The 16,535-nt window shown below is 64.4% G+C and carries 13 protein-coding genes and 1 pseudogene; 5 read left to right on the top strand and 9 right to left on the bottom strand.

Annotated elements, in window-relative coordinates; genetic code table 11:
• Positions 1–3 precede the first annotated feature (3 nt).
• Positions 4–216, top strand: a complete 213-nt coding sequence (locus tag IVB23_RS07435; RefSeq protein ID WP_028177182.1) for a hypothetical protein — start codon at positions 4–6, stop codon at positions 214–216.
• 3 nt (positions 217–219) lie between these two features.
• Here the strand turns inward: IVB23_RS07435 and IVB23_RS07430 are convergent, their stop codons facing one another.
• The 6 genes and pseudogenes from IVB23_RS07430 to IVB23_RS07405 form a co-directional block, all read right to left on the bottom strand.
• Positions 220–795 (bottom strand): GNAT family N-acetyltransferase, encoded by a 576-nt coding sequence (locus tag IVB23_RS07430; protein ID WP_247803100.1) that lies wholly within the window; start codon positions 793–795, stop codon positions 220–222.
• Between the two features lie 5 nt (positions 796–800).
• The gene (locus IVB23_RS07425; protein ID WP_247803099.1) at positions 801–3,158 is read right to left on the bottom strand and encodes an Orn/Lys/Arg decarboxylase N-terminal domain-containing protein; all 2,358 of its coding nucleotides are present in this window, start codon (positions 3,156–3,158) and stop codon (positions 801–803) included.
• A 100-nt stretch (positions 3,159–3,258) separates the two neighbouring features.
• Positions 3,259–5,461 (bottom strand): annotated as a pseudogene (locus IVB23_RS07420) (xanthine dehydrogenase family protein molybdopterin-binding subunit).
• A 7-nt stretch (positions 5,462–5,468) separates the two neighbouring features.
• The gene (locus tag IVB23_RS07415; RefSeq protein ID WP_061883286.1) at positions 5,469–6,485 is read right to left on the bottom strand and encodes a xanthine dehydrogenase family protein subunit M; all 1,017 of its coding nucleotides are present in this window, start codon (positions 6,483–6,485) and stop codon (positions 5,469–5,471) included.
• Positions 6,482–6,973 carry a (2Fe-2S)-binding protein gene (locus tag IVB23_RS07410; protein ID WP_061883285.1) on the bottom strand — a complete coding sequence of 164 codons (492 nt, stop codon included), beginning with the start codon at positions 6,971–6,973 and terminating at the stop codon, positions 6,482–6,484. Before IVB23_RS07410 ends, IVB23_RS07415 begins: the two co-directional genes overlap by 4 nt.
• A 139-nt stretch (positions 6,974–7,112) precedes the next feature.
• Entirely contained in the window at positions 7,113–7,592 is a 480-nt protein-coding gene (locus tag IVB23_RS07405; RefSeq protein WP_197965164.1) for an Lrp/AsnC family transcriptional regulator, read from the bottom strand.
• A gap of 144 nt (positions 7,593–7,736) precedes the next feature.
• Here IVB23_RS07405 and ald point away from each other — a divergent pair, with 144 nt between their 5' ends.
• Positions 7,737–8,852: an alanine dehydrogenase gene (gene ald / locus IVB23_RS07400; RefSeq protein ID WP_247803098.1), complete on the top strand. Its 1,116-nt coding sequence runs from the start codon at positions 7,737–7,739 to the stop codon at positions 8,850–8,852.
• Between the two features lie 166 nt (positions 8,853–9,018).
• Here the strand turns inward: ald and IVB23_RS07395 are convergent, their stop codons facing one another.
• Genes IVB23_RS07395 through IVB23_RS07385 form a run of 3 tightly spaced genes read right to left on the bottom strand, consistent with a single transcriptional unit; the run spans position 9,019 to position 13,060 of the window.
• Positions 9,019–10,932, bottom strand: a complete 1,914-nt coding sequence (locus IVB23_RS07395; protein WP_247803097.1) for an NAD(P)-binding domain-containing protein — start codon at positions 10,930–10,932, stop codon at positions 9,019–9,021.
• Positions 10,929–11,570 (bottom strand): TetR/AcrR family transcriptional regulator, encoded by a 642-nt coding sequence (locus IVB23_RS07390; RefSeq protein WP_247803096.1) that lies wholly within the window; start codon positions 11,568–11,570, stop codon positions 10,929–10,931. The genes IVB23_RS07395 and IVB23_RS07390 overlap by 4 nt, the downstream gene beginning before the upstream one ends.
• On the bottom strand, positions 11,567–13,060 hold the full coding sequence (locus IVB23_RS07385) for an AMP-binding protein (protein WP_247803095.1): 1,494 nt from the start codon (positions 13,058–13,060) through the stop codon (positions 11,567–11,569). Before IVB23_RS07385 ends, IVB23_RS07390 begins: the two co-directional genes overlap by 4 nt.
• A 173-nt stretch (positions 13,061–13,233) precedes the next feature.
• On the opposite strand from IVB23_RS07385, the gene IVB23_RS07380 reads away from it, so the two are divergent.
• The 3 genes from IVB23_RS07380 (at position 13,234) to IVB23_RS07370 (ending at position 16,497) form a co-directional block, all read left to right on the top strand.
• Positions 13,234–14,493, top strand: coding sequence for an ABC transporter substrate-binding protein (locus IVB23_RS07380; RefSeq protein ID WP_131870132.1), 1,260 nt, complete (start codon positions 13,234–13,236; stop codon positions 14,491–14,493).
• Positions 14,494–14,578: 85 nt separating this feature from the next.
• Positions 14,579–15,481: a branched-chain amino acid ABC transporter permease gene (locus tag IVB23_RS07375; protein ID WP_247803094.1), complete on the top strand. Its 903-nt coding sequence runs from the start codon at positions 14,579–14,581 to the stop codon at positions 15,479–15,481.
• Complete coding sequence (locus IVB23_RS07370; RefSeq protein WP_247803093.1) at positions 15,478–16,497, top strand: branched-chain amino acid ABC transporter permease; 1,020 nt, start codon at positions 15,478–15,480, stop codon at positions 16,495–16,497. The genes IVB23_RS07375 and IVB23_RS07370 overlap by 4 nt, the downstream gene beginning before the upstream one ends.
• The last annotated feature ends 38 nt before the right edge of the window (positions 16,498–16,535 follow it).

The following is a 16,535-nucleotide window of genomic DNA, read 5'->3' as shown; positions in this document are numbered from 1 at the left end:
CCCATGGCTACTTATGTCGTCAGGTTCATGAAGAACGTGCTCGGCGAATACGGCCGACAGAGCGAGGTTTGTCAGGGTACGCTCGAGATCGATGCCGCCGACGAGAATGAGGCCAAGGAGCGGGCGAAAGCAAGATTCTGCAAGGAACAGGCATTGCACGACTGGTCGTTGCATGCCGACCGCATCCATGTGCGACCGGCCGACTTTCCGTCGTAAGGCCTACCGGCCCGGCGTCATGATGGACGGAGGTGTTGTCGTCCCGGCGCCGAGCGATCGTTGCACCATCACGGTGTCGGACCAGCGGCCGTGGCGATAGGCGACGCCGCAAAGCAGGCCGGCGCGCGCGAAGCCGAACTTTTCGTGCAGTGTCAGCGAGGTCGCGTTGTCGGCATCGATATAGCCGATCATCTGGCGGAAGCCGGCCGCCGCACAGGCATCGATCAATTCCTGGAGCAATAGCCGTCCGACTCCGCGGCCGAGATGCGCGTGGTGGACGTAGATCGAGTGCTTGGCCGTGTACCGATAGGCGGGACGCTTGCGGAACAACACGGCATAGGCATAGCCGACGACCTCGCCGCGATAGGTCGCGACCAGATGCGGCAGGCGGGTCTGCTTCAGGTTCTTGCGCCGCTCGCGCAAATCATCCGGCTCCGGGGCGCCGGTCCCCTCGACATCGCGCGGCACACCATTGCGGACGTGATGGCGGTAGATGGCCAGCATCGCCTCGACGTCGCTTTCGCGTGACGGCCTGACCAGAACGGGCTCGTCACTCGCGCGCGCAGCTGTTTCGTTCATCGGCGCTATTCGGCGACCACGTAAGTGTAGAGCCCGATGCGCCCGTTCGCATCGACCTCCTTGTAGACCCCCTGGATCTCGACGTCGAAGCCCGGGAACGTGTTGAAGCAGGTCTCGAACATCTTGAGATAATCGATCATGGGTTTGGCCCGCTCCGTCAGCCGCTCGCCGGGCACGATGGTGGCGATGCCGGGCGGATAGACCACGAACGGTGTGGTGGCGATGCGGCCGGCGATCGCCTCGATCGGCAGATAGTCGACATCGTTGCGGAACAGATAGCGCGCGGCATCGCGGGGCGACATTGCGATCTCGGGCATGTGCTCGGGCATGAACTGCCTCGCCTGGAGTGCGCTGACGTCGGCGGCGCGGAAGAAGCGGTGCATCTCGCCGCAGAGATCGCGCAGACGCACACCTGCGTAGCGCGCCCGTCGCCGCTGATGGAATTCCGGGATCGCGTCGGCCAGCAACGCATTGTCGTCATGCAGCCTCTTGAATGCGACGAGGCCGGAGATCAGCGTGCCGGCCTTGCTCGCCTCAACGCCGGGCGTGAGCAGGAAGAGCAGGGAGTTGAGGTCGTTCTTCTCGGGGACGATGCGGTTTTCGCGCAGATATTGCGCGACTACCGGTGCGGGGATGCCGTGCTCGGCATAGGCGCCGGTCGCACGATCGAATCCGGGGGTGAGCAAGGTCAGCTTGTTCGGATCGGTCATGGCAAAGCCTTCCGCGAGATCGGGAAAGCCGTGCCAGTTGGTGTCCGGAGAGAGCTGCCACAGCGCGGGATTGGTCGCGAGCTCGTCGGTGGAGAGCGTCTCCCAGGCGACATTGTGCGCGGCGCCGGGGCGGCTGACATCGGGAATGGCGACCCGATCGGGAACGAAGGGCTCGAAGAACCAGCGCCGCTCCGGATTTTGCTCCTTCTCCTCGAACTCCCGGCGCATTGCCCTGATCTTCTTGCGCAGCTCGATGCCGAGCCGGATCGTGTCGTCCCACAGCACTTCGCCGGAACGACCCTTCATCATCTGCGCACCGACGTCGAGCGAGGCGAACAGCGGATAGAAGGGGGACGTCGATGCGTGCTGCATGAAGCTTTCGTTGAAGCGGCGGTGCTCGACGCGCCGCTTCTGGCCGCGGATGTGACGATCCTTGACGTGGATCTGCGAGGCTTGCGAGAAGCTCGCCAGCTGCTTGTGGGTCGACTGCGTCGCGATGATGCCGGGCGCCTCAGGAGGGAGATTGGCCAGGCCCATGGCGAAGCGCCCGGCATAGAGCGGATGGAATTTCATGAAGCCGGCCCAGGCCTCGTCGAACAGGATGTATTCGCAGAGATGGCCGATGCGCTTCAGGATCATCTCTGCGCTGTGGATCGAGCCGTCATAGGTGCACTGCTCGACGACGGCGACGCGGAACGGACGCTCCTTGCGCCAGGCGTCGCGGTCCCCGACCAGCGGATGGTTGCGGATGGCCTCGCGCAGGGCCTTCTCGTCGAGCATGTCCCAGCGCATCGGGCCGATCAGGCCCCAGGCATTGCGGACGGTCGGGACGTAGATGGGGACGCCGCCACTGATCATCAGAGCGCCGTGATGGGCGGCCTTGTGGTTGTTGCGGTCGAACAGCACGAGGTCACCGTCGGTGACGAGGGCGCCGAGCACGACCTTGTTCGACGTCGAGGTGCCGTTGAGCACGAAATAGGTCTTTTCGGCGCCGAAGATCTGGGCCGCTTCCTTCTGCGCCTTCAGCGCCGGGCCTTCATGGGTGAGGAGGTCGCCGAGATCGAGCACGGAATTGTCGAGGTCGTCACGGAACACGGATTCGCCGAGATGCTCGACGAACACGCGCCCGATCGGGCTGCGGTTGTAGAACACGCCGCCGTTATGGCCAGGACAGGTCCAGAGCTGGTTGCCTTCCTCGGCATAGTCGACCAGCGCGCCGAAGAACGGGGTCTTCAGCGTCTCGGCATATTGCTTGAGACGGCTGATCAGGTTCTTGGCGATGAAGGGCGGCGTCTCCTCGGACAGAAAGACATAACCGTCGATGAAATCGAGCACCTCGACCGGCAGATCCTCGAACCGCTTGCGACGGATCAGGAGGATTATGGGGAAGTCGAGGCCCCGGCGGCGCATCAGATTGATCAGCGCCGAGGTCTTGCCTTCGAGGCCCTTCTTGCCCCAGTCGACCACCATGCAGCCGATCGCCGCATCGGTCTGCACGGCCATCTCGGCATCCTCCAGCTTGCGGGCCCGGACCACCTCGAATCCGGAGCGCTGGATCTCCTCGATGATCTGGTTGAAGCGAACGCCTTCGAGGTCGTCGGCGTCGAACATTGGTGCTGCGAACAGGAAGTTGAAGCGCTTGAAATAGTCCATGTCGGGTCCCGAATGTGGCAGAGATACAGCTCTCGGCACATTCGATGACAGTTGGATGACACACCCGAGTGCCGCGGGAATGTTCGCGTGTTTGCGGCCCTCAGTCCAGCAGCTTGTCCAGCGTGATCGGGAAGCGGCGGATGCGCTTGCCGGTGGCGGTGATAGACGGCGTTTGCGATCGCCGCAGGCACGCCGACGATGCCGATCTCGCCGAGACCCTTGATGCCCATCCTGTTGATCCGGCTGTCGGGCTCATCGACGAAAATGACGTCGATGTCGTGAATGTCGGCGTTCACGGGAATGTGGTATTCGGCGATGTTCGCATTCATGATGCGGCCGAAGCGGTGATCCATCATCGTCTCCTCGTGCAGCGCCATCCCGATCCCCCAGACCACGCTGCCCATGATCTGACTGCGGCCCGTCTTGGTGTTCAGGATGCGGCCGGCAGCCACCGCGCTCACGACCCGCGTGACGCGGATGACACCCAGCTCTTCGTCGACCTTCACCTCCGCGAAAACCGCCGAATGCGTGTTGCGGGCATGCGATTTGTCCTCCGTGAACTGGTTGAGCTTCTCCTTTTCGATCCGCTCGAGCTTGCTGTGGCGCATGACGTCCGCGATCGAGACGGCAGCCCCGTTCTTGCCGTCGCTGGCGATCATCCCGTCAACCAGGGTCACGTCGGCGGCGTTGAGGTTGGCGAGCGGCGAGCCTGGCATCGCCTTTGCAAGACGTGCGAGCTCCTGGCGAATGTCTTCGGCCGCTCCCAGCACGGCATGCGCGCTGGACGCCGCCATCCAGGAGCCGCCCTCGACGGGGGCCTGCGGCAAGGTCGAATCGGCGAGCCTGACGCTGATGTTCTCGATCGGCAGCCCGAGAGCATCGGCCGCGACTTGCGCCACGATGGTGTACGTGCCGGTGCCGATATCGGAGGCGGCGCAGGAGACCTCGGCATGGCCGTTGGCCGTCAGGACGATCCGGACGGCGACCGGCATCTGCAGCGCCTCCCACACTCCCGTCGCCATGCCCCAGCCGATCAGTTCCTTGCCGTCGCGCATGGAGCGCGGAGCGGGGGCGCGCCGGGCCCAGCCGAAGGCTTCCGCGCCGCGGGCGTAGCATTCGCGCAACTGCTTGCTGGTGTAGGGGAGGTCTTCGCTTTGGTCGCGATCCGAGTAGCACTTCAGGCGCAGCTCGATCGGATCCAGCTTAAGCGCGACGGCCAGTTCGTCCATGGCGCATTCGAGCGCCAAGACGCCCGTTGCCGCGCCGGGCGCGCGCATGTCGCAGGGCGTCGAGACGTCGAGGTCGACCAGCTTGTGGGAAAAGTGGCTGTTGGGGCTCTTGTAAAGCTGCTCGGCCCAGCCGGTGTCATTGCGCGAAAAATCCTCGTAGCGTGAGGTAACGGCAATGGCTTCGTGGCTGACGGCATCAAGGGTGCCGTCGGGCCTTGCCCCGAGCGCGACATGCTCGATGGTCATCGGGCGATAGCCCAGCCCATACATCTGCTGCCGTGTCAGCACGACGCGGACGGAGCGCTTAAGTGCGAGGGCGGCCAGTGTCGCCAGCACCACCTGGTATTGCGGTCGCAGGCCGGAGCCGAATGCGCCGCCGACATAGGGCGAAAGCACGCGGATCTCCTCCGGTTTCTTGTCGAACACACCGCAGAGGAACTTTTGAACGTTCTGGACGCCTTGGGTCTTGTCGTAGACCGTGAGCTTGCCGTCGCTTTCCCAGACCGTCGTCGTCGCATAGAGCTCCATCGGATTGTGATGCTCGGTCGGAATGAGGTAGTCCGCTTCGTGCCGCAGGGGTGCGGCCGCAAGCGCTGCTTTGGCGTCGCCGCGGGGCTCGTGCGGCTTGTCCATCTCCCGGGCACTGCCGCGCTCGGCCTCGAGATCGGTTGCAAACCCATCCTGCTCGTAGTCGATCCGCACCAGTGTTGCGGCGAACTTCGCGGTCTCCCATTCTTCGGCAACAACGAGAGCTATCGGCTGTCCGTTGAACCTGATCAAGTCGTCATATAGCGGCCGGAACGGCGAACCTTCCGGGGCCACCTCGTCCTTCCAGGCCTCGTCCTTGTCGGCGAGGGAAGGACGATTGGTGTGCGTGAGCACGTCGAGCACTCCGGCCACCTTCAGCGCCTCGCCGGTGTCGAGCCGCACGATACGACCGCGGGGTATGGTGGCCTCCACCACGAAACCATGGACCAGGCCCTCGGCGGTGAACTCGCCGGCATATTTCGCAGCTCCAGTGACCTTGGCCCGGCCGTCGACGCGCGACGTTGGTGTTCCGACATAGGCGTTCATCGGGCCCTCATGCGATCTTCTTGTGAGCTTGGGATTGCGGTGTGGCGTTTGTGGCCTGGATCAGCGCCCGCACGACGGCTCGGCGCGCGAGCTCGATCTTGAATCCGTTGTGCGAGCGAGCGGTTGCTCCCTGCAGCAGCAGGTCGGCGGCGCGCCCGAAATGATCCGGTGTTGCCGCCTGGCCGCGCAGTGCCGCTTCGGCTTCGGGACTTCGCCAGGGCTTGTGAGCAACGCCGCCGAGCGCCAGGCGCGCTTCGCTGATCGCGTTGCCTTCCAGCTCGATCGCGGCTGCGACCGAGACCAGGGCGAAGGCGTAGGACAGCCGGTCGCGGATCTTCAGGTAGCTGTAGTTCCGGGCAAAACCCTGCGGCGGCAGCTCGATTGCGGTGATGATCTCGCCGCTGCCGAGATTCGTATCGAGGTGAGGCTTGTCGTCAGGAAGCCGATGGAAATCAGTCAGCGCGACGGTGCGCTCGCCCGTGCGGCCTGCAATGTGGACGAGCGCACCGAGTGCCGCCAGCGCCACGCTCATGTCGGAGGGATTGGTCGCGATGCAGGACGTGCTGGTGCCGAGGATCGCATGGTTCCGATTGAGGCCATCGCGTGCCGAGCAGCCCGTACCGGGACTTCGCTTGTTGCAAGGCGTCGTCGTGTCATAGAAATAGGCGCAGCGCGTTCGTTGCATCAGGTTGCCGCCGACCGAGGCCATGTTGCGCAGTTGCGCGGAGGCACCTGCCAGGATGGCGCTGGCGAGCAGGGGATAGCGCTGCTCGATCAGCGGATGATAGGCGAGATCCGAATTCGGCACCAAGGCGCCGATGCGCAGGCCGCCATCGGCAGTCTCCTCGATGTCGCGGAGCGGCAGGCGGGAGATGTCGATCAGCCGGGAGGGCCGTTCGACGTTCTCTTTCATCAGGTCGATCAGGTTGGTGCCGCCGGCGATCAGCTTCGCGCCTGGATCGGCGGCGAGCAGGCGAATGGCGTCGGCAACGTCGCTTGCGCGGGAATATTGGAAGTTGTTCATGACCGGCTCATTGCCTGTTCGATCGCAGCCACGATGTTGGGGTAGGCGCCGCACCGGCAGAGATTTCCGCTCATCAGCTCCCGGATCTCGTCGGCATCCCGCGTACGGCCTTCGGCCAGCAGGCCGGCCGCCGAGCAAATCTGTCCCGGCGTACAATAGCCGCACTGAAAGGCGTCATGGTCGATGAAGGCCTGTTGCAGGGGATGCAGGGTGCCGTCTTTGGCCAAGCCTTCAACCGTCGTGATCTCAGCACCATCCTTCATGACAGCGAGGGTCAGGCAGGAATTGACCCGTCTTCCGTCGACCAGCACGGTGCAGGCGCCGCATTGGCCGTGATCGCAGCCCTTCTTGGTGCCGGTCAACTCCAGGCGGTCACGCAGGGCATCCAGAAGCGTGGTCCACGGCGCGACCTCGAGTGTGCGCCCTGCGCCATTGACGACGAGGTTGATCGGAATGCGTTCGGGGGTCTGATCCGCGATGTCGGCCATGGTCTGTTCCCTGCGGAAGGGCCGAGCCGGGCAATCGTGGCTGTGACGCGAGGATGCATTGCCGGCGCTGGCCAATAGCGCCCAACGGATGACGGGCCGCTTGGTTCCCGACCGGTTCTCTGGTTGGGACAGACGAGGTTCAGCGCTTCGTCTCCCCGAACACCACGGTCGGTACCGCGCGGTTGACGATCTCGCGCAGCGCGAAGCTCGATTGCACCCGCGCGACGCGGGGCAGGCGGGACAGCTCGGTGCGGTGGATCCGCTCGAAATCCTGGATATCGCGGGCAAGCACGATCAGGATGTAGTCGTCGGTGCCCGACATCAGGAAGCAGCGCACGACTGAGGGGCATTTCACCACCTCCGCCTCGAACGCCTTCAGCGCATCGTCGCTCTGGCTCTCCAATGCGATGCGAACCAGCACGGTGGTGGTGAGGCCGAACTGGGCGAGGTCGAGCGCGGCCTGGTAGGCCTGGATGTAGCCGTCGTCCTCCAGCGCCTTCTGCCGCCGCGCCAGCGCCGTGCTCGACAGGCCGATCTTGTTGGCAAGCTCGGTGTGGCTGGCCCGCGCATTGGTCGTGAGTTCCGCGAGGATCGCGAGGTCTTTCCGGTCCAGGGCCAAGGTTTCGTTTCCAGCGTGAAAGGGCACTTCTGCGCCGGAAACCGGCGCGAGCGTGCCGAACCTAGCGGATATTTGCACGAAACCAAACGGGCGCCGTCGCTACGATGAGCGAGCGGAATCAGTGCGTTGGCAAGGGAGCTCGGGATGCGCGTCGGTGTGCCCAAGGAGATCAAGGTGCAGGAATATCGCGTCGGGCTCACCCCGGGCGCCGTCCGCGAGTATGTCGCCGCCGGGCACCAGGTGACGGTCGAGACCGGCGCCGGCAGTGGCATCGGCGCGTCCGACGAGGTGTATCGGCGGGCAAGGGCGTCCATTGCGGAGACCGCCCGCGAGATCTTTGCCAGGTCCGAGATGATCGTGAAGGTCAAGGAGCCGCAGAAGAGCGAATGGGCCCAGCTCCGCGAGAGCCAGATCCTGTTTACTTATCTTCATCTTGCGCCGGATCCGGAGCGGGCCAAGGGCCTGATCGACTCCGGCTGCACCGCGATCGCCTATGAAACCGTCACGGACGCGAGCGGTCACCTCCCGCTGCTCGCCCCGATGAGCGAAGTCGCCGGCCGCCTCGCCATCGAGGCCGCCGGCGCCGCGCTCAAGCGCTCGGCCGGGGGCCGCGGCTTGCTCCTGGGCGGTGTACCGGGCGTGCAGCCGGCGCGCGTCGTCGTGCTCGGCGGCGGCGTGGTGGGAACCCAGGCTGCGCGCATGGCCGCCGGCCTCGGTGCCGAAGTCACCGTGATCGACCGCTCGATCCCGCGCTTGCGCGAACTGGACGATCTCTTTGCCGGACGCGTGCGCACGCGTTTCTCGACCATTGAATCGGTCGAGGACGAGGTGTTCGCCGCCGACGTCGTGATCGGTGCAGTGCTGGTGCCGGGCGCCAGTGCGCCGAAGCTGGTCACGCGAGCCATGCTGAAATCGATGCGGCCGGGGGCCGTGCTGGTCGACGTCGCGATCGACCAGGGCGGTTGCTTCGAGACCTCTCATCCGACCACGCACGCCGAGCCGACCTACGAGGTCGACGGCGTCGTGCATTATTGCGTCGCGAACATGCCGGGCGCGGTGCCGGTGACCTCGAGCCAGGCGCTGAACAACGCGACGCTGCCGTTCGGACTGATGCTCGCGAACAAGGGGTTTGCGGCGGTGCTGGAGAACCCGCATTTGCGTAACGGTCTGAACGTGCATCGCGGCCGGATTACGAACAAGGCGGTGGCAGAGAGTCTCGGGCTGGAGTTCGCTCCGGTGGAGAGCGGGCTGGCGGCGTAGTTTGCTTCCCTTCTCCCCTTGTGGGAGAAGGTGGCGCGCGCCGGATGAGGGGTTCTCGCGACTGGCCAGACTGCTCGCGGGGATAGATACCCCTCACCCGGCTTCGCCTTCGCGAAGCCACCCTCGTCCACAAGGGGAGAGGGTGCACTGGTGTTGCCGCTCCAGTTCAGTCAGCCTTCGTCAGCTTGTACTGCCCCAAATCGGGGTCATGCGTCATGCGCCAGTAATCCACGAACCGCCACGGCATCGCCGAGAACACGCGGCCACTGCTGTTGCGGTAGTAGGTGCTCATGCCCGGATGGGTCCAGATCATCGACTCGTGCTCGGCATCGACCTTGCGGACGTACTCGTCGAGCACGTCCTGGTGGACATCGATCGCGGCGATGTCCCGTTCGATCATATCGACGAGACATGCCGTGATGTAGCGGCTCTGGCATTCCGACTGGAAGATGACGCTGCCGCCATGGGCCGGTCCTGAGTTCGGGCCGAGCATGCAGAAGAAGTTCGGAAAGCCCGGCACGGTGAGGCCGAGGAACGCGGTCGGATTGTCGTTGGTCCAGGCTTCACGCAGATTCGTGCCCCCGCGCCCGCTGATATTGAGGCGCGCAGCCATCTCCGTCACCTTGAATCCGGTGGCGACAACGATGATTTCGGCCGGGCGCTGCCTGCCGTCGGCGGTGACAATGCCGCTCTCGTCAAAATGGCTGATCGTCTCGGTGACGAGCTCGACGTTGTCTCGCCTCAAAGTCTTGAACCAATTGTTGTCGAGCAGGATGCGCTTGCCATAGGGCGGATAGGTCGGCACGCATTTCTCGATCAGGTCGGGGCGTCCCTGCAGCTCCGACAGGATGAAGTCCGTCAGCTCCTGGCGGTGCCGGTCGTTGCCCTTGTTGACGGCGCGCTCGGGATGCGGCCAGGCCGGGTCCTTGCGCAGGAAGGGCAAGAGGCCATCGCCGTAGCGCCAGAACATGTTGAAGCGGTACCACTGCACATAGAACGGCAGATGCGCCAGCAGCCAGCGTGCGCCTTCGCTGATCGGGTCGGCATAGCCTTTCACCGGGCGAGCCCATTGCGCGCTGCGCTGGTAGACCGTGACCGAGGCTGCGCGGCCGGCAATCGACGGCACGAGCTGCATCGAAGTGGCACCGGTGCCGATCACGGCGACGTGCTTGCCCTCGACGCTGATGTCATCGGACCACACGGCCGAATGCAGGATCGTTCCCTTGAAGCTGTCCTCGCCTTCGAAGCGGGCGCGTGAGGGATCGTTGAGCTGGCCGATGGCCGAGACAAGCGCGGTGGATTCGAAAGTCTCTTCGCCATTCTCCGTTTTCAGCGTGGAGATCCAGCGCCGCCTGCCTTCGTCCCAGCGCGACGAGGTCAGCTCGGTGTTGACGCGCAGATGCTTGCGGATGCCGTATTCGTCGGCGACCTTCAGCAAATAGCCGAGCAGCTCCTCGCGCTGGCAGAAATAGCGCGTCCAGGCATTGCGCGATCCGAACGAATACGAATAGGAGTGATTCGGCGTATCGACGCCGCAGCCGGGATAGCGGTTGATCCACCAGGTGCCGCCGAGTTCTTCGTTCTTCTCGACGATGGTGTAGGGGATGCCGAGATGGCCGAGCGCCACGCCGAGCGCGATGGCGCAGACGCCGGCGCCGACGATCAGCACGTGCTGGTCCGCAAGCTTTTCGTCGGAAGGACGCATCGTCCAGCGTGCCTCGCGCGCCACGAAGCCCATCTCTTCGCGCATCAGGGGCGCATATTCCGGCGCGACGTTCTCGCCGAGGCAGGCGCGCATCATCCTCAGCAGCAATTCCTCGCCGGGGTCGGTGATCACGGGCTTCGGCGTGCCGTCGGCGAAGAGCTTGACCACGGCGGCGCCGATCTCGTCCTGGATCTCCCGGGTAACCCCGGCCTCGGGATCGGGGATGAGGCGGATATCGCGCTTGGGCAAGTATGGCGGTTCCAGCCATTTCTCGTCGCCGGTCATGTGCACCAGCACCATCAGCAGGCAACGGATATCGCCCTCGGCGATGGCCGAGGCGAGGTCGAGCGGCTTGTGCGGAGATTCGATGTTCATGGCGTGCCCTGATCTCCGGGGGCAGTGAAGAGGCCGCGCGTCATCAGCTTGCGATAGGCGGAGATGACGTGATCGGGTACGGTGGTGACGCCGCCTTCCGAATAGGAATAGCGGCGGCTGAGATAGCCGCGTGCCCCCATCAGCATGTGGACGATCGCCTCGAATTCCTCGTCGTTGTAGTCCTCGATGACTCCGGCGAGACGGGCGCGGCGCAGGATGCGGACATAGGCGACCGAAATGTTGTCGAGATGCTTCTGATACCCGGTTGGTGCGAAGAACTCGGCCTCGTTGAGGATGCGCAGAAATTCGGGCACCTCGCGGATGAAGTCGAAGAAGGCGGAGAAGCGCGCGATCTCCTGCCGTGCCGCATCCGCCGTGCCGGTGCGAGCGCGGATGAATTCGACCATGTCGAGACCGATCTTGGGCAGGAGCTGGTCGAGCAATTCCTGGCGGTTCTCGAAATGATTGTAGAAGGTGCCCTGCGCGACGCCGGCCTGTTCGGTGATGCGGGCGACCGAGGCTTCGGCATAACCGTATCTGCCCACGACCTTGGTGGCGGCCTCGAAGATCTTCTGCTTGGTCCAGGCGTTGCGCTCGACGCGGTTGAGCTTCGTCACCTTGGCGTTCACTTGCGTCATTCAGACGTCTCCAGCTCGGCGCGCAGCACGCGCTTGAGGATCTTTCCGCTTGGATTGCGCGGCAGGCTGTCGCGGACGACGAGCTGTTTCGGCACCTTGAAGCTCGCCAGCCGTGCACGGCAATGTTCGGTGAGGGCAGAGAGGTCGAGGCTGGCGCCGTCAGCCAGCACGACGATGGCGACCGGCCGCTCGCCCCAGCGCGCATCGCGCAGGCCAATCACGGCGACCTCGCGCACTTCGGGCAGATCGTAGATGACGCGCTCGACCTCGGAGGAGGCGATGTTCTCGCCACCGGAGATGATCATGTCCTTCTTGCGGTCGGTCAGGTACAGAAAGCCCTCGTCGTCGAGATAGCCGACGTCGCCGCTGCGGAACCAGTCGCCGAAGAAGGCCGAGGCCGTCTCGTCCGGATCCTTCCAGTAGCCGCGTGTGATTTTCGGCCCGCGCAGGCAGATCTCGCCGTTGACGTTCCGCGGCAGGACCTTGCCGTCCTCGTCGCGGATCTCGATCTCGACATGGGCAATGGCGCGGCCGGTGGAGCCGATCTTCTCGATCTCGCGGCCGGCTTCCATAAAGGTGTCGCCGCCGACGGTCTCGGTGAGGCCATAGGCGTCGATATAGCGCGCGTTGCGGAAGTATTCGGAGAAGGCGCGGATGCGCAACTCCGGCGTCTTCTCGCCGCCGCCGATAGCCCATGTCAGGCTGGAGACGTCGTAGCGATCGCGGGTGGGACAGGTGAGCATCGCCGTGGTCATGACCGGCGCGAACCAGGCGGCGTTGAGCCTGTCCTCGGCAATCGCCGCAAGCGCCGTCTCCGGCTCGAAATTGCGTTCGATGCGGATGAAGCCGCCATGCCAGAGCACGGCGATGCCCGGCAGATCGAGTGCACCGACGTGATAGAGCGGACCGACGACGAGAAGCCGCGTCTCGGCACCGAGGCCGAGCGCAATCGTCTGGTCGGCGGACTTCCAGTACAAATTATCGTAAGAGAGCATCACGCCCTTGGGGCGGTCGGTCGTGCCCGACGTGTACATCAGCCGCATCAGGTCCGATGGCTGGCGCGGATGCATCGGCGCGGGTGCAGCGCTGCTCGCGAGACGCATGACGCTGTGCTGCGCGGCTTCATCGAGCACGACACTCTTGGCGCCCGCGGCATTCGCTGCCAGCTCTTCATCGACGATCAGCAGGCGCGCGCCGGCATTGCCGACGATGTAGCCGACCTCGTCGCGCGAGAGACGGAAGTTGATCGGCAAGAAGATTGCGCCGAGATGACTGGCGGCAAACACCAGTTCCAGGAACGCCGCGCTGTTCTTCATCAGTACGGCCACGACATCGCCGGGGCCGATGCCCTGCGCGGCGAGCCACCCGGCGACCTTGCGGACGCGTGCATCAAGGACCGCGTAGGAAATCTCTTCGCCGCGATATTTCAGCGCGGGCCGCGCCGGCGTGCGTCGGGCATGAAAGACGATGAAGCTCGATAGATTGATCATTTTCGCTGGCTTCGGGCCGATTCCTAGCCTCGTCTCCTTCCCTGATGAATTCTGACTCGTAATTCATCTTTGGCTTGACGTCACCCCCCTACCTCTGAAATCCTTCGAGAGACGGAGACAAGACGATCTCCGACAGGGATCAGGAAACGCCGACCCGAAAGAGGGAGGGGAGAATGACGAGGACCCGCACGCCGGGCATCAGCCGCCGTTCAACACTGGCGCTGATGGGCGCCGGTGCGATGAGTGTTGCCGCGCCCTGGGTGGCGCGTGCGCAAGCCAAGACCATCAAGATCGGAATGCCGACGATCCTGTCGGGCCGCGTCGCGCAGCTCGGCACGTCCTCGCGCAATGCCGTGATGCTCGAGGTCGAGAAGGTCAACGCCGCCGGCGGGCTCGCCGGCCGGCAGATCGAGATGGTGATCCGCGACTCCAAGGGCCAGCCGCAGGAAGCCGCCCGCGTCGCGCGTGAGCTCGTCAACACCGACGGCTGCGAGCTCGTGATCGACGCCGAAGCCTCCTCCGGCGCCTTCGCGGTGCACGAGGTCGCGCGCGATCTCGGCGTCTTCTGCATTCACACCAATTCGGAGACCTCGGCGCTGACCGCCGATCCCAAGCAGCGCATTCCCAACGCGTTCCGTACCGCGCGGCAGGGCGTGCACGACTCCATCGTCGGCGGCAGCTATGCCGCGGCGATCGCCAAGGCGAAGGGCTTGAAGAAATGGGCGACCTGCTCGCCGGATTATGCCTATGGCCGCGACACCACGGCGGAGTTCACGCTGTACCTGAAGCGCTTCGCGCCCGAGGTCGAGATCATCAGCGAGTCCTGGCCGAAGCTGTTCCAGCCTGACTACACCGAGGTGGTGACGAAGATCCTGCAAGCCAAACCCCAGGCGCTCTATTCCTGCCTGTGGGGCGGCGATCTCACCTCCTATATCGACCAGGCCAACATCTACGCGATGTTCGGCCAGATGGAAGTGTTCGCGGTCAATATGGCTGACTACACTGCGCTCACCGTGGTGAAGAACCTGCCCAAGGGCATCCACTCCGGCAACCGTTACATCAAGACCTTCCCGACCACGCCGGAGAATGCTGCCTGGGGCGATGCCTACAAGGCAAAGTTCAATGAATATCCGACCAACTGGTCGTGGGAGAATGCCACCGCAATCATGCTGATGGCGGAAGCTGCGAAGAAGGCGAACTCGGCCGACGGCAAGAAGATCGCCGAAGTCCTGAAGGGCCTCACGATCAAGTGCCCGTTCGGTGCCGACGGCACCGTGACCATGCGCGGCGACGATCACACCCTCGTCGGCTACGCCATCGGCTGGGGCACGACGATCCCACAGGAGCCGTACGTGCCCGAAGTCAAGGCCGGGGACTGGAAGACCATCTTCGAGCTGGAAGCCGAGTGGAAGAAGAGCAAGGGCTATACCTGATCGCGCAAGCGGCGGGGACGGACGACCGTCTCCGCCGTCGTTTCCTCTTCCGCGCCGTGTGGCGCGTCGCAATGAAAGTGCTCCCGTGGATCTCGATGCGCTTGCCGGCTGTCTCTCCAGTTCCGCATGCCTGGTGACGCAAACCACCAGCGGCCTTATCATAGGCATGCTGCTGTTCCTCGTCGCCGTCGGGCTGACGCTGATCTTCGGCGTGCTCAAGGTGGTCAATTTCAGCCACGGCGCCTTCTACATGTTCGGCGCCTATTTCGCGATGACGGCCTATCAGCTCACCGGCAGTTTTGCGCTGGCGATGCTCGCGGGTGCGGTCGGCACCGCGGTTCTCGGCCTGATCTTCGAGCGTGTCTTCATGAGCCGCGTCTATGGCGCCGACGTTCTGATGCAGCTCCTCGTCTGCTACGCCTTCGTGCTGATCTTCGACGACGTCGTGCGCATCATCTGGGGGCCCGAGTTCAAGGCGATGGGCATGCCGGCGGCCTTCCAGGTGATGCCGCTGTTCATCGCCGGCGGCGTGGTGCCGCCTTACTATCTGCTGCTGATCGGTGTCGCGCTTCTCGCCGCCATCGTGCTGGGCATCGGCCTGTCGCGCAGCCGCATCGGCAAGGTGATCCGCGCGGCCGCGCACAATCCCGGCATGGTCTCGGCGCTCGGCATCAACACCGGCCTGATCTATGGCGGTGTGTTCGCGCTCGGCGGCATGCTGGCGGGCCTTGCCGGTGCGCTGGCAGCGCCGGTGCGCTCGCTCACTCCCGGCATGGGCTTTTCGGTGTTGATCGAGTCCTTCATCGTCACGGTGATCGGCGGCATGGGCTCGATCCTGGGCGCGCTGATCGGCGCGCTGCTGCTCGGCCTGATCCGTTCCTTCGGGTCGCTCGGATTTCCCCTGTTCACGGAAGGCCTGATGTATCTGTTCATGGTGATCGTGCTGGTCTCAAAGCCCACAGGCCTGTTCGGCAAGGAGGCGGCATGACCGAGCTGGAGGCCGGACGCGCGCAAACGCTGGTGCCGGTGCGCAGCGGTGCCGTGCTGCAACGCTATCGCGACGTGCTGATCGCGCTGATCGCCTTTGCCGTGCTGGCGAGCCTGCCATTGTTCACCGGCAGCAAGGCGCTGCTCGATTTCGTCATCCGCTGCTCGGCCTATGGTCTGTTCGCGACCTCGCTTAACCTCCTGGTCGGCTACACCGGCCTGACCTCGTTCGGGCACGGCATGTTCTTCGGCCTTGGTGCCTACAGCTTCGGCCTGATCATGCAGAAGCTCGGCGTGCCGATTCCGGTGGCTTTCGTCGCGACGTTGGCCATCACGGCGGTTTTTGCGGCAATCATCGGCGCAATCTGCGTGCGGCTGAAGGAGATCTATTTCGCCTTCGTCACGCTCGCCTTCCAGATGCTGATCCACTCGACCATCCTGTCCTGGGCCTCGTTCACCGGCGGCGATCAGGGCCTGCGCGGCGGCATCCCGCGGCCCGTCTTTCTCGGCATCGATCTGTCCAATCATGTCCATCTCTATGTCACGAGCTGCGCGCTGCTCATCCTCGGCCTGCTCGCGATGCGCCAGATCGCGCAGTCGCCGTTCGGATACACGCTGCGCATGATCCGCGACAACGCCGCGCGCGCGAGCTTCCTCGGCATCGACGTCTGGCGCGCCAAGCTCACCGTGTTCGTGCTGGCCGCGCTGTTCGCGTCGATGGGCGGCATGGTGATGGCGCTGTTCGTGTCGGGCGCCTATCCGGAATTCGCCTATTGGACAATCTCGGGCGAGGGCATTTTCATCAACATGCTCGGCGGCGTCTCTACTTTTCTTGGTCCGATGGTCGGCACGGTGCTGTTGCTGCTGCTCAACGATACTGTCACGCGGTTGACCGAATACCACGGCATCGTGCTTGGGGTCGTCATCCTGTTTTTCGCGCTCGGTTTGCGCAAGGGCCTCCTGGATTTCGTCGCCGAATGGTACGCGCATCGGCGCGAGACGGGCGAGGAGCGCTAGCGATGTGCGATGGACCTATCGAGCAGTCATTCCGGGGC

This window comes from Bradyrhizobium sp. 191 (assembly GCF_023100985.1).
Lineage (GTDB): Bacteria > Pseudomonadota > Alphaproteobacteria > Rhizobiales > Xanthobacteraceae > Bradyrhizobium > Bradyrhizobium diversitatis.
The sequence above is the reverse complement of the archived record's forward strand: the minus strand, read 5'-3'. Positions and strand labels throughout refer to the sequence as shown.

Bases quoted from the DNA above. Each gene is read 5' to 3' on its own strand.
- IVB23_RS07435 (WP_028177182.1), top strand. From the start codon at position 4: ATGGCTACTTATGTCGTCAGGTTCATGAAGAACGTGCTCGGCGAATAC.
- IVB23_RS07430 (WP_247803100.1), bottom strand. From the start codon at position 795: ATGAACGAAACAGCTGCGCGCGCGAGTGACGAGCCCGTTCTGGTCAGG.
- IVB23_RS07425 (WP_247803099.1), bottom strand. From the start codon at position 3,158: ATGGACTATTTCAAGCGCTTCAACTTCCTGTTCGCAGCACCAATGTTC.
- IVB23_RS07415 (WP_061883286.1), bottom strand. From the start codon at position 6,485: ATGAACAACTTCCAATATTCCCGCGCAAGCGACGTTGCCGACGCCATT.
- IVB23_RS07410 (WP_061883285.1), bottom strand. From the start codon at position 6,973: ATGGCCGACATCGCGGATCAGACCCCCGAACGCATTCCGATCAACCTC.
- ald (WP_247803098.1), top strand. From the start codon at position 7,737: ATGCGCGTCGGTGTGCCCAAGGAGATCAAGGTGCAGGAATATCGCGTC.
- IVB23_RS07395 (WP_247803097.1), bottom strand. From the start codon at position 10,932: ATGAACATCGAATCTCCGCACAAGCCGCTCGACCTCGCCTCGGCCATC.
- IVB23_RS07390 (WP_247803096.1), bottom strand. From the start codon at position 11,570: ATGACGCAAGTGAACGCCAAGGTGACGAAGCTCAACCGCGTCGAGCGC.
- IVB23_RS07385 (WP_247803095.1), bottom strand. From the start codon at position 13,060: ATGATCAATCTATCGAGCTTCATCGTCTTTCATGCCCGACGCACGCCG.
- IVB23_RS07380 (WP_131870132.1), top strand. From the start codon at position 13,234: ATGACGAGGACCCGCACGCCGGGCATCAGCCGCCGTTCAACACTGGCG.
- IVB23_RS07370 (WP_247803093.1), top strand. From the start codon at position 15,478: ATGACCGAGCTGGAGGCCGGACGCGCGCAAACGCTGGTGCCGGTGCGC.